The organism is Paenibacillus sp. MABNR03 (assembly GCF_050455445.1).
Lineage (GTDB): Bacteria > Bacillota > Bacilli > Paenibacillales > Paenibacillaceae > Paenibacillus > Paenibacillus xylanilyticus.
Window position 1 is genome coordinate 80,794 of record NZ_JBCIYR010000004.1, and the last position, 12,870, is coordinate 93,663.

11 protein-coding genes are annotated in these 12,870 nt (G+C 39.2%); 7 read left to right on the forward strand and 4 right to left on the reverse strand.

The annotated features are described in order from the left end of the window. Positions 1 to 264: 264 nt before the first annotated feature. Entirely contained in the window at positions 265 to 339 is a 75-nt protein-coding gene (locus AAIH57_RS20150; protein ID WP_430023104.1) for a hypothetical protein, read from the reverse strand. Between the two features lie 561 nt (positions 340 to 900). Here AAIH57_RS20150 and pyrH point away from each other — a divergent pair. After that, entirely contained in the window at positions 901 to 1,638 is a 738-nt protein-coding gene (gene pyrH / locus AAIH57_RS20155) for a UMP kinase (RefSeq protein WP_430022761.1), read from the forward strand. A 289-nt stretch (positions 1,639 to 1,927) separates the two neighbouring features. On the opposite strand, the gene AAIH57_RS20160 is transcribed toward pyrH, so the two are convergent. Together AAIH57_RS20160 and AAIH57_RS20165 are read right to left on the reverse strand one after the other, a co-directional pair. After that, complete coding sequence (locus AAIH57_RS20160) at positions 1,928 to 2,380, reverse strand: HEAT repeat domain-containing protein (RefSeq protein WP_430022762.1); 453 nt, start codon at positions 2,378 to 2,380, stop codon at positions 1,928 to 1,930. An 85-nt stretch (positions 2,381 to 2,465) separates the two neighbouring features. Further along, positions 2,466 to 3,476 (reverse strand): YndJ family transporter, encoded by a 1,011-nt coding sequence (locus tag AAIH57_RS20165; protein ID WP_430022763.1) that lies wholly within the window; start codon positions 3,474 to 3,476, stop codon positions 2,466 to 2,468. 928 nt (positions 3,477 to 4,404) lie between these two features. On the opposite strand from AAIH57_RS20165, the gene AAIH57_RS20170 reads away from it, so the two are divergent. The 4 genes from AAIH57_RS20170 to AAIH57_RS20185 are packed head-to-tail and all read left to right on the forward strand — an operon-like array spanning position 4,405 to position 7,473. Then, positions 4,405 to 5,376, forward strand: coding sequence for a 3-oxoacyl-ACP synthase III family protein (locus tag AAIH57_RS20170; RefSeq protein WP_430022764.1), 972 nt, complete (start codon positions 4,405 to 4,407; stop codon positions 5,374 to 5,376). A 34-nt stretch (positions 5,377 to 5,410) separates the two neighbouring features. Continuing rightward, positions 5,411 to 5,629, forward strand: a complete 219-nt coding sequence (locus AAIH57_RS20175) for a phosphopantetheine-binding protein (RefSeq protein WP_430022765.1) — start codon at positions 5,411 to 5,413, stop codon at positions 5,627 to 5,629. 10 nt (positions 5,630 to 5,639) lie between these two features. After that, positions 5,640 to 6,722, forward strand: a complete 1,083-nt coding sequence (locus AAIH57_RS20180; RefSeq protein WP_430022766.1) for a 3-oxoacyl-ACP synthase III family protein — start codon at positions 5,640 to 5,642, stop codon at positions 6,720 to 6,722. After that, on the forward strand, positions 6,715 to 7,473 hold the full coding sequence (locus AAIH57_RS20185; protein ID WP_430022767.1) for an SDR family NAD(P)-dependent oxidoreductase: 759 nt from the start codon (positions 6,715 to 6,717) through the stop codon (positions 7,471 to 7,473). The genes AAIH57_RS20180 and AAIH57_RS20185 overlap by 8 nt, the downstream gene beginning before the upstream one ends. Before the next feature lie 113 nt (positions 7,474 to 7,586). Here the strand turns inward: AAIH57_RS20185 and AAIH57_RS20190 are convergent, their stop codons facing one another. Then, positions 7,587 to 8,711 (reverse strand): hypothetical protein, encoded by a 1,125-nt coding sequence (locus tag AAIH57_RS20190; protein WP_430022768.1) that lies wholly within the window; start codon positions 8,709 to 8,711, stop codon positions 7,587 to 7,589. A 287-nt stretch (positions 8,712 to 8,998) separates the two neighbouring features. Between AAIH57_RS20190 and AAIH57_RS20195 the strand changes: the two genes are divergently transcribed. After that, entirely contained in the window at positions 8,999 to 9,892 is an 894-nt protein-coding gene (locus AAIH57_RS20195; protein WP_430022769.1) for a polysaccharide deacetylase family protein, read from the forward strand. 311 nt (positions 9,893 to 10,203) lie between these two features. Further along, positions 10,204 to 12,327 (forward strand): bifunctional metallophosphatase/5'-nucleotidase, encoded by a 2,124-nt coding sequence (locus tag AAIH57_RS20200; RefSeq protein WP_430022770.1) that lies wholly within the window; start codon positions 10,204 to 10,206, stop codon positions 12,325 to 12,327. Positions 12,328 to 12,870 lie beyond the last annotated feature (543 nt).

Below are 12,870 nucleotides of genomic sequence, written 5' to 3' on the forward strand. Positions count from 1 at the left end.
GGGTCACCTCTATTTACTTATCTATTTACTCATAGGGAAGATGCAGATTGCTAGTACCAAATGGATCAAAAGCACTTCCTACACATTCATTATAATCTCTGTTAATTGTCGGTTGCCACAAAAGAGAACCATAACGAGTACCGATACTGTTACTCCCGTTTATAGAATAGATATACTGTGGTTAACCCCTCCTACCAGGTTCATGCTCACCTTGGACAAGAGTAAAGTTTTCATTTTTACCCCCCCCCCCCGTCTCTTTTCGCTTCAATTTTCAACTTGATTGTACTGTATGAAGCCCGCATACAAAGGATTAGTAATAATTGTCCGTACTGTTGGGATTGCAAAGAAGGCTTTCTTTTTTTGTTTTGTACCCCTCTTTGTTTAATTGGTTAGCAATTTACTTTATAGCCTTTACCATTAATGTAGAGGTCAGAGATATACCGTACAAGTGAGGCTTCTTTTTCGTCAGTAACAAGTTGTTTGTTTACTGATTTGTAGCCTAGTACAATACCACCATTCCATTTACCTTGTTTTGCGCGTTCGTTCATACCCATCATGGCTTCTGGAGTCTGGAGCGGTCTGGTGGGGTGTCGAAGGGTGGGGGGGAGTTTACATCATTTGTGCTTGGCACTTTCAGAAATGGCGTTAGCACATCCATCGACCGACTTTGAATATAATTTAAAGCGATACGATAACAAGTAAAATATGTAGGTTATGGTAATTGAAATTTACCTTCACGTAATGTAAAATTACTTGATGGAAAAAACATGAAGGGGTGGGAGCATGAGGTGGAAGCGGAAGACTTACATTCAGTCGACTTGCGTAATTTCATATTTCCATTCCATTAGGACACTAAAGCATTTATTGCTTTAGTGTTTTTATTTTATGGGGGTGTAATAATTGTCAAGGTACAAAAGAGTTCTCGTTAAGCTAAGTGGTGGAGCAGTAGCAGGAACATCTGAATTTGGTTTTGAGCCAGAAATGTTAGACCATATTGCGGATGAAATTATGTCAGTAGTAAATTTAGGCGTTGAAGTATCGTTAGTTATAGGTGGGGGTAACATTTTCAGAGGTAAGATGGCGGAAAGCTGGGGGATAGAAAGGGCAGAAGCCGATAACATTGGGACGCTTGCGACTGTAGTAAATAGTTTAATGCTTCGTGGAGTTCTTAAAGCCAAGACCAAAAAGGAAGTACGAGTAATGACGGCAATACCTATTACTTCAGTTGCAGAACCATACATCCGTCTAAGAGCAATCCACCATCTAGAAAAAGGCTATATTGTAATTTTTGCAGGGGGGAACGGTCAACCTTACGTTACAACAGACTATCCTTCAGTACAAAGAGCCATCGAGGTTAATTGTGACGCTTTATTAGTTGCAAAGCAAGGTGTTGATGGTGTTCTTAATGCAGACCCTAAGTTTGATAAAGATGCGAGGAAATTTCGTTCGCTTCATTACAACGACGTTTTAAAACACAACTTAAAGGTAATGGACCAATCAGCTTTCATTTTAGCAAGAGACTATAGTCTGCCAATGCATGTATTTAACTTCGATAAACCAGGCTCGATGAAAGAAATTTGTGAAGGTAAGAATAACGGTACGATAATTAGTGGCGAATCAGTTTCAGAGTTGGAATGAAAGATGATAGAAATACTACTACTGATATGTTATATCTTGTGGTCAAACTGTACTTTGTACTTAGATACATTACGAGGAACCGTCAGGCCAGATCTATATGATCGCCAAACGTATGTATGTACACCGTTCTATTTATGATGAATTGTGGAAAAATATATAGAAGCGGCGAATCGCTGATTCGAATACGACGGTAGGTCCGGTTAATAAGGTGACCCTGAAGAAGAAATAAAGAAGCCACTCCATTTTTTTGGAGTGGCTTTGTACTCAGCTATTATACGGTGAACGGCGGCTATTTTCTACCTAGTGTCTCCCAAATTCCATGGAGCCAGGAGTCGAACTCAGCAGCTTTGTCGCCCTCGTAAGTATCATAGATATCCAGACGTGTCTTTTGCAGTTTTTCCTTAAATTGCTCGAATGTGTGACCTTCAGGAAGGCTTTTTTTAATCCGTAGCAAAATTTTGTTAAGACCTTTAAACAGATCGCCTTTGTTTTTGGCAGGCATTTGTACATCTTCATCCAACTGCTTGAGCTTGAGATATGCGGCTTCGCGCACTTGAAACACTTGATCACTTTTCAAAACATAATGTAGCAACTGTATAGTAGGGACTGTATCCCAGTTTCCCAATTCGTTCACCGCATTCAGTCTGTCTCTCCAGCTTGCCGACCGATTAGCCGCTCGTTTGAGCTCTTCAAAGTTTTCCGGTAGTTCGTTCACTGCTCCAATATCATGGTTGTTCGTCAAAGTTCAATCTCCTTAATCATCGCCATCTCGGCAGAATGATGAATGTTAATCAGGTAAACACCATTATAGCACGAACCTGGTTAAACTACTTCATTAAAGACGATTGGTTTGCCTGAAAATCACATTCACCACTTGACGATCTTTTTTTCTTAATGAAGTCTACCATATACACCCAACCAATCAGTCCACATAAGACAAAACCAAACGCATGCAGAGATCCATAAATGGGAATAAAATCGAGTATGGTCAAGGAGTACATATTTTTCAGTAACGGATAGAAGATGGAAATGACAACAACCGTGTAAAAGGCTAGGCAAGAAAGGCCTAACAAGAAGGCTGCCTTAATATCCAGTGCGTTTTTCTTCAAGTAAGCAAGGAGATAAGCGGTGTAAACCACAATATTGCAGGCGAACAAAGTGACACCAATGTACTCGATCGGCTTGGAGAAAATCATACCGAAAGCAATCAATATGGGTCCGATGATATCGATGGCAACAATCCAGGGATACCAGCTTTTTTTCGTCATGATCCGTCCCAGTGCGCCAATAAAAATCGGAACGATTGCAGATGAAAAATGAAAATGGACAGAGCTTAACGCGTGTGTTGCCACATTAGCTTCAAAGAGGTCAAATTGATATTGATATAAGGTAAACCAAATGCCCCCTATAAAAAAATAAACGAGCCCGGCGCCAATCGCTATCTCCGCTGCTTTTCCTTTAGAGATCACAATAGTGGTCAAGCCATAGATGCCAAGCAGCAGTGTGAACAATAGCCACCCAAGGGACAGTATCCCTGGGATTGTCGTACTTTCTAACCCCCACATCTTACTACTCATTACCGAGGCCAGGGTAAGAAGCGCAGCGGGATATTGAAGCCATTTAATAGCACCATAAATCATTCGTTGATGTGTATTCTTTGCGTCATGGTTCAAAAGTAAAATCACAAGAGGAACAATGACGAAAGCCGCAAACAGTAGAAATTTTTCAACAAGCTCGAATTGGAAGTAATCAAGATAAAATATAAGAATGGTTATGATTCCACCTGGGAACGCTGGTGCTAATAATGATTTCATTAGTTGCTTGAGGGAACTATTCATGGTGTGTTTATCGTAATAACTGCCTGCATCCAGTTGTGTGGCGTTCTTTATTATAGATCGGCAATTCTTCCTTTTGTAGTCTAACACATTTAATTGTCAATATATGAAAATAAGCTTATCTTACTGCGAGAAGGATCGATATGGGAGAATATACAGTCCTATCAGTCTATGATTTTCCCCAAGAAAACGAAAGCTATGTTCACCGAATCGCTCGTACAAGGAGAGCGGGAAAATCGAGGGCAGCAATCTCCTTCGCCACGCCGACAGAGGACAGGTTGATGGGGTCATGGGAAAATAGCCCTTCCGCTCTTCAAAGGCGAGCCTTCTGGTATTACCAAAGCACGATTGAGATGGACTGGACAAACACCGCCCGATAACACCGAAGACTTTTTAAAGACTTTCGCCTGTAGAATGATACGGAGAACCGTATCATAAATGACGCGAAATTTTTCGAGTTACATGCTGCCAGGAGTTTTGTAAGCTGGATGTCCTCCGATGAAGGTGTCGGATTGTCGCTCGGGTAATGACTCAATTGGAGAGGTTTTTAAGCGACCAAGCCCGAATATCCAGGAGGAAGTTAAGAGACTTGTTTATTTTCCAATAAGATCTATTTTCCCCTTAATGTATTACTAAACTTGAATCAATCAAGAGAACGATTAGCTATCTCACTTAGTAAACTGGATTTATATTGGAATCTTTCGGGAGGGATGGAGCAAAATAACAGAGGACTATCTAATGTAAGTTCAGGAATCAACTCATCAATCTCTACTTAATTGGCATCCCTTCAAATGAATACTATTTAATAGAAAATTTATTTGAACTTTAATGAATGATAGTGTAAAAAAATCATCGATAACTGTCGATATTAAAGTGTAAGGGAAAACTTCGATAATAAGTGGTTTTAGGTAAATTCTGAGGAGGACTTGGAATGAACATAGGTATAAAAGCAATTGAATATTTTCTTCCTCAAAAGATTCTCTCAAACGCAGATCTGGCAATAACTTTCTCGGGTTGGACAGAGGAAAAAATTTATAATAAAACAGGAATAGTGAATAGGCACATTGCAAATGATGATGAATATGTATCTGATCTTGCTTACTATGCTGCCAAGAAGTTATTTGAGAACCATTCAATTGAACCGAAAGACATAGATTTTGTAATTCTTTTTACGCAGAGTCCAGATTACAATCTTCCAACAACAGCTTGTATACTACAAGACCGATTAGATATTCCTAAATCTGCTGGTGCTTTTGATATTAATTTGGGTTGTTCAGCTTTTATATATGGACTAGCTGTGGCAAAGTCATTAATTAATACGAATATAGCAAAAAATATACTATTAATTACTGCAGAAACCTATTCAAAATATATCAATCCAGGCGACAAAAGTGTTTTAACTATTTTTGGTGACGGAGCAGCAGCGGCTCTAATTTCGTATGATGAAATTTCACAAATTAAGGAATTCGACTTGGGCACTAATGGAAGCGGGGCGGAACATTTGATAGCTTCCTCAAGTGGAGTTAGGTCAAAAAGCAAAGAAACCAATATTCAAAAAGATCTGTACATGAATGGGCCAGAAATATTCAACTTTACAATAGATGTTGTTCCGAAGTCTATAGATAACGTTTTGAAGAAAAACAATCTAACCTATGATGATATCGATTTTTTTGTTTTTCATCAAGCAAACAGTTATATGTTAAATCACTTAAGGAAAAAGTGTAACATTCCAGAGCATAAATTTTACGTTAATATGATTGATACAGGAAATACGGTATCATCAACAATACCAATTGCACTTCATCAGGCAGAAAAGGAAGGTCGCATTAACAGAGGTGACACTGTACTTCTCGTAGGCTTTGGTGTAGGACTATCCTGGGGTTCAACCATTATTGTATGGTAAATATAAATATTTTAATTTATAGGGGGAAATGAATATGGAAGCACAAGAAAAATTGAGTTTATTGGAAGATATGTTGGAGCTTGAGGAAGGATCGTTAGAGGTAACCACCAGTCTTGAATCTGTAGAAAGCTGGGATTCGCTTGCAGCAATTTCATTAATTGCGCTTGTTGATGAACATTTTGAAAAGAGATTAACCGCGGTACAGATTAAAGAGTTCAAAACAGTACAAGACATCCTAAACTTTATGGAATGAGGAAGAATATATGCCAAAAGGCATTTTGAAAAATGTAGCGGTACGAGGTATTGCATGCGCAGTTCCTAAAAATGTTGTAGAAACATCAGAAAGTAATGAATTATTCGGAGAAGAGAATGTTTCGAAATTTATCAAAATGACTGGTGTTGAGCAACGCCGTGTAGCATTAGAAAAACAAACCGCTTCTGATTTAGCTTTTGTAGCAGCGAAGAAACTTATTGATCACTTGAAATGGGATATTGACAGCATTGACGGTTTGATTTTTGTAACACAAAGCCCTGATTATACTGCCCCAGCCACTGCATGTGTGTTGCACGGACGGTTAGGCTTAAAAAATAATTGTATTGCGTTTGATGTAAATTTGGGTTGTTCCGGTTTTGTGTATGGTGTATATATTGCAGGCTCATTGATGCAGACCGGAGATACAAAGCGTGTTTTGTTCATGGGAGGAGATACATCAACAAAAGCTATATCGCCTTTCGACAAATCCGCTTATATGCTATTTGGTGATTCTGGATTTGCTACAGCACTTGAGTATGATAAGTCGTCGCAAATTCCATACTGTTATTATACTGATGGTACAGGATATAAATCTATAATCACACCGGCTGGTGCATGTCGCAATCCAAAAGGGAGTCATGAACGTAGAGAGTTTGGTGAAGGTGTGATTCGCTCTGATTATGAACTATATATGAATGGGGCAGAGGTATTCGATTTTACTATAAATGAAGTACCAAATATGTTGAAAAGTTTTACAGCCGAACATAATATATCTCATAATGACTATGATCTATTCGCACCTCATCAGGCAAATGTATTTATGCTCAAGCATATTGCTAAAAAAGCAAAAATCCCACTTGAGAAGCTTGGAGTTTCCATGGACCGATATGGAAACACGAGTGTAACATCGATACCTATAACAATTTGCGATGCTTATGGGGGCAAAGAACAGGGGAATAAAAAAGTGTTGGCGCCCGGATTTGGGATAGGCTTATCTTGGGGAACCAATTACTTTGATGTATTAGCAGAAAACTGCTTGCCGATTATCAAGACCGATGATTATTTCGAAGATGGAGGAATTGTGGTTGATTAATCCTATGGACTTAACTGGCAAGAAGGTATTAGTTACAGGTGGTTCTTCTGGTATTGGAAGAGCTACTTGTATTCAACTAAGCCGTTTAGGGGCTGAAGTTGTTATGGTGGCTAGAAATGAGCAGAATTTAATTACAACTTTGGAGCAAATGGAAGACGGGAACCATCTTTCTTATGTTTATGATCTTCAAGATATCGATGGTATTGAAGCTTTAATGAAGAAAGTGATTTCAAAAACAGGACCTCTGGATGGCTTGGTGCATTGTGCAGGGATTTCTCCAATGCGGCCATTAAATATGACAACGTATAAATTCACAAATGATCTATTTAAGATCAATTTTTTTTCGTTCATTGAATTATCTAGGTTATTTTCTAAAAAAGGTAACTTCAATTCTAATTCAAGCATAGTCGTTATATCATCTACTGCTTCTTTTCAAGGTGATAAAACGAAAATAGCATATAGTGCATCAAAAGGTGCATTAAATAGTGCTGTAAAATCAATGGCAGTGGAGCTAGCCGATAAAAAAATACGTGTAAATACAGTGTGCCCTGCTTTTGTTGAAACTGACATGTTTGAGGAATATATAATTGTGGCCGGCGAAGAAGCAAGAACTAAAATGCTGGAAAAACAATATGGAGGCTACATTCCTGCTGAAAGTATTGCAAATGCAGTTGCATATTTACTTTCAAAACCTGCTGAATTTATTACGGGTACAGATTTTATTGTTGATGCAGGAGTAACATCTCACTAAAATATTTATATTCCTAGTGAGTCAAAATAAAAGGGCCAATGACTAAGTATATCTGAAGTCAAATGGCCCTTTTATTTTGTATAAACGATTTCTATTCAAGTTGTTTAATTACCCTAATTAGGTCTATCCTGATCTGAATCGCCTTTAGTAAAATAGATGTTATTTTTTAATAAATTTAATTTTTTTACTTTCTTCCCGTAAAAAGATAGGCTTGCATTCAGATTAACAACTGATAAATCTACAGGCTGGAATCTTGACGGCAGGACGATTTTATCATCATCTGAAGTGAATTCTTTCTTAAAGCCAACTGATTCCAGTCCAAAGTTGAACATATCGGTCGTGCAATAGAAATCGGCGAAAAGGATAGCCTCTTCAGTTCCGATTTCCACGATTTTGTTTGCAAGTGCGATGGAAGCATCCTGGTTCTTGGAAATAAACTCAACAATACGCAAAATTTTAGCGGTACCATTGATGATATATTCAACCCTTGCGACAAATAATCCTTCATAATTTCCAGCCTGATCTTGAGCACTGTACACCAAATAATTAAAAGTTGGATGATTTAAATATCTCCAACTTAGGAATTCATAATTACGCGAGATACTAATCGTTTTTGGGGCAATATGTGTGTAATAAAAGTTATTCCATTTATCTTTTTCTAGTTCATGTTTAACTGTTTTATCACCGTATTGCTTGACCTTACGAACAGTATCATAATTTCTTAGATAGTTCTCATTCCCATTTAGTAAAACTTCACTTGCTTGCTTCTTATCAAAAATACCGACCATCCGGTCCATTTTATGGATAGGTTGTGTGACAGCATCTCTTGAAATAGTGGCTGGCGAAACACGCATTGAAAAATTACTGAGACCTATCCCGAAATTACAGAAGAATGGATAGAGATCAAGAGGTTTAGCATATAATAATAGGCCTGCCATGGAGCTTCGATATTCCTCTAGTACGATAGAATTGGTTACGTTACATGCTGCCTCTGTTTCGCCATTTAAGTTAAACTCAAATAGCATTAAGCCACCCAGCCCGACAATTTTACCATCTTCCCAAACACCGATAGCTCCATAGTTTTCTTTCCCAATATATTTCTCATGCTGCGGGGTGTTATAAAACATGAAATCAGCCAGAGCCTTATCCCGACTTAAGATATGGCCCTCCTTCCATATTTCATGTATTGCTTGCATATATAAATCAGACTCATCTCTTCTAAAAAGCCGTATTTCCATAGCAAATGTCATCCCCTTGTGAAATTATTTTGAAAATTAAAAATCAAGCAACTTGTATTAATTTTACTCGAATACTTTCTCTATTAATTGATTATCGACGAATCATATCAATAATTTAATATAATTCACTATTATGTAGAGCATCTCAACCCTTTATTAAGACCTTAAAATAACCGATAAAAACTATATAGATCAATCACAGAAATTATTACAAAAACACTTCAAAAATTGGACTATAAAAGGTTTCGATTGAATATTTGGCTACTGCCTGAAGGAAAGGAATTCTTATGAACAATGTTGCCGTAATGTACCATTATGTCCGGGAGCAAGATAATTGGAGAGGTATTGTTCCTTTGTCGCCTCAGGATTTCTCTCATCAAATTGATACGCTGAGCAAGACTTATGACATCATTTCACTGGATCAGATGGATATGCCCAGATCAAGACCATGGTGTGTCTTAACCTTTGATGATGGTACTAAGGATCAATATGCAAATGCGTTTGAAATTTTAAAGCGTAAAGGAGTACCTGCTTATTTTACAGTGATGTCAGGGCCTTTACTCTCTGGAATTATTCCTGTAATGCATCTTGTACATACCGTTCTCTCGTTTGTAACTGATGCGGAAATCTGGGAACTGATTCGCTTAAAGCACGATACGAATGGTATAGAAGAAGCAAGCACAATCTATTCTTATGAGCATGATAGATTACGTAGGTATAATAAGTATATGTTGAATGTAAAGTTAACAACAGAAGAAGCAACTGAAATTCTGGGGTCAGTATTTGACACTTTGTTTCCGGATAGAGTTAAATTTATTGAAAACTTTTACTTGACGGAGCAGGAAATAAAACATATGCACTGTGAAGGAATGACAATAGGGGTACACTGCCACAAGCATCAGCCTTACAGTGGAAATCCTCAACAATTCTACGACAAGGAAATTAAGCCTTGCCGTGACTATCTCAAGAAAGTATTAGGGGCTTATCCTGAGTGGTACACCCCTGCTTTTGGTGGAGGTGTTCAACATAAAGCGATGAAAGAGCAATTAACGCCGACCTTAGTTGCTAATGGTTTCAAGGGTGCATTTTCCACCGTATCGAAGGAAGTGCCGCAGGCACGGCAATTCTGGATTGATCGGATTGACTGTTCGAAGTTATTACATACAAATATAAGATATTAAACATGATGTTAAGTCCGGGATATTGGAAAAGTGCAAGAGAAATAGATAGTAAGGTCAGAGGGCACTAAATAGGTACCTTAACATTACCTTATCAATGATACATCGAGCCTGAAGCCCACGTCTTCTAAGCGTTGAATCCCTTTAGATCGAAACCCGAGGCACTAACTTTGTTATAGAACCGGATACAGGTATGTCCCTTCTCTATCAATCCTAAAATTTTTTACATCCATTTGATATATTTCGCGATTTTCCTGACTTGATCTATGGTAAAATATCTCAGGATCAGAAATTGGAGAGGGGTTTTATAACTCATGTCATGGAAAAAAGTTCTGGGTAAAAGCACCATTCGTGTGGCTACTACTGCACTGTTACTTTCTCAACTATTCGGTGCGGTAGGTCCTGTTTCTGCTGCAGGCACAGATGTAGAAGTACACTTGATCGGAATCAATGACCTGCACGGTCAGCTCGATACCACATCAATGGTTGGTGATAAAAAGGCAGGAACGGCTCCAATTCTCGCTACATATCTAAAAGAAGCTCAGGCCAAATATGAACACTCCCTACTCTTCCATAATGGGGACTCTGTTGGTGCATCTGCTCCAGTTTCGTCTCTTGATCGGGATGAGCCTACCATGGAGTGGATGAATATGATGGACTTCGATGTAGGTTCTCTGGGCAATCATGAATTTGACCAAGGGATTGCTGCATTAAAAGCACAGATTTTTGGCGGCCTTGATCCAAAAGAAGGCAAGGTCACTCATGCTGGTGCAAAATTTGATTATGTGAATGCAAATGTGATCGAAACTGCCACGGGCAAAACATTGATTAAGCCATACGTGATCAAAGAAGTGGGCGGCGTCAAAATTGGATTTATCGGATTGGTGACGAAATCTACACCGGCTAAAGTTTCCCCATCGGGTACAGCAGGCGTGCGCTTCCTAAGCGCAGAAGAAGAAGTTGAAGCCGTTAATAAATATTCAAAAGAATTGCAAGATCAAGGTGTGGAGACGATCATCGTCCTGGCGCATGATCCAGCAACGACCAAAGAAGGCGTAACCACTGGAGAAGCAGCTGATTTGGCAAAGGCTTTGCCAGCAGATTCCCCTGTTGATGTTATCGTTGCAGGTGACAATCACGCTTTGGCTAACGGTGAAGTGAATGGAAAATTGGTCGTTCAAGCGTATTCTTATGGTACGGCATTTGAAGATATCAAGCTGATGATTGACCCGACTACGGGGGATGTAACCGAAAAATCAGCTACAGTTACAACGACTTTCCAAGAGGGTGTAAAAGAAGACCCTGAATCTTTGGCTATTATTAAAAAATCGTTGGACAAGCATCCTGAGCTAACCAAGCCGGTAGGTACAACAGATGGTTCTGTCACTCGCACAGATGCTTACAATAACGAAGCACCTCTGGGAAACCTCATTGCAGATGCTATGCGTCAAGCAGACTTTGGTGATCAAGCAAGCGAAGCTGACTTTGCATTTATGAACCCAGGTGGTATTCGTGCCGATCTGCCAGAAGGCGATGTGACCTTTGCTGATCTTGCCAAAATCCAACCTTTTGGAAATACGTTAGTGAAACTTGAGCTGACTGGTGAACAAATTCAAACCTTGTTGGAGCAGCAATGGGGAACCAATGCGGACGGTACACCAAACACCAAAACACTACAAATCTCTGGCCTGAAATATACGGCAGATTTCAATAAGCCAGTTGCAGAACGTGTGACGAGTCTTAGTCTTGAAGATGGCACACCTATTGATCCTGCAAAAACATACACAGCTGTAGTTAACAACTTTATGGCTGCAGGTGGAGACAACTATAAAGTGCTGGTGGATGCCAAATCATCCTTGGCAGGTCCTATCGATTTGGATGTTTTCTATGAGTACATTGTAGATACGTATAAAGGCGGCGCTATTCAAGCTGAAACAGAAGCACGTATTACGAATGTAGCTGCGCCTACAGAACAACCAGAGACGCCGGTAACAACAGAATTCATCTCCCGTGCTGACTTTGTAAGTGCTCTGGTAGACATGTTGAAACTAAACGAAGTTGCTACAGCACCTACATTCAAGGATGTTGCTGCTGATGCTGCATATGCGGATGCAATCGCTGAAGCGACTCACGCTGGATTCATTCAAGGATACAGTGGCAACTTCAATCCTGATCGTGATATCACTCGTGAAGAAGCGGCTACCATCCTTGCTAAATTGTTGAACAATCCAGCCTCAGATAAAGAAGCTGCTGCAATCATTGCAGGTTTCGAAGATGGCAAAACCGTGTCTGCCTATGCGGTTAAATCGTTGGCTAACCTGATTGACAAAGGAATTCTTGGAGCAGCAGAGGGCAATTTGCTCGAGCCTAAACAAGTTCTGTCCACTAACGATGCAAAAGCTCTAATTCAAAAAGCTGTTGCAGCAAAAGCTTCATAGTATAGAACTTATTCAGACCATATATTAAAACAGGAGAGCACATCCTTTTGGAAAATAGCTTTCTTCTACTGATAAACCTCCAATTTATGAAGGGGTTTATCTAGGAGAGTAGCTATATCCCAAACGAGGGTGTGTTTTTTTATGCTTTTATTTCCTTTATTGATTAAAAACTAATCTACGGCTGGTTGTACTTCACTGGATACCATCACTCCATAAATTTTCTTCATCAATCATCCCCCCCTAATATATTAAGGAAAAATCACTTTTCTATTAAAACAGATCCTCGGATAGTTCGATGTCATTATTCAAGTCATGTTTGTTGAGATTTTGTAGAGACTCGTTTTTTAAACTAAACAAGAAAGAGTGGAAACTCGGACCGAAGTGTATTTTTTACGAGCCAACGATCTATGGAGGAGGTGAACAGGAGGGAACTCTGCAAGATTTCGATGAGGCAAAGGGCTACTGGGATCAAGGAAATAGAAGAAATTCATTCGGTTTAGTGTGATCGGGACGATCAGGCTGCTGGTAATGAATTTTGGTAGT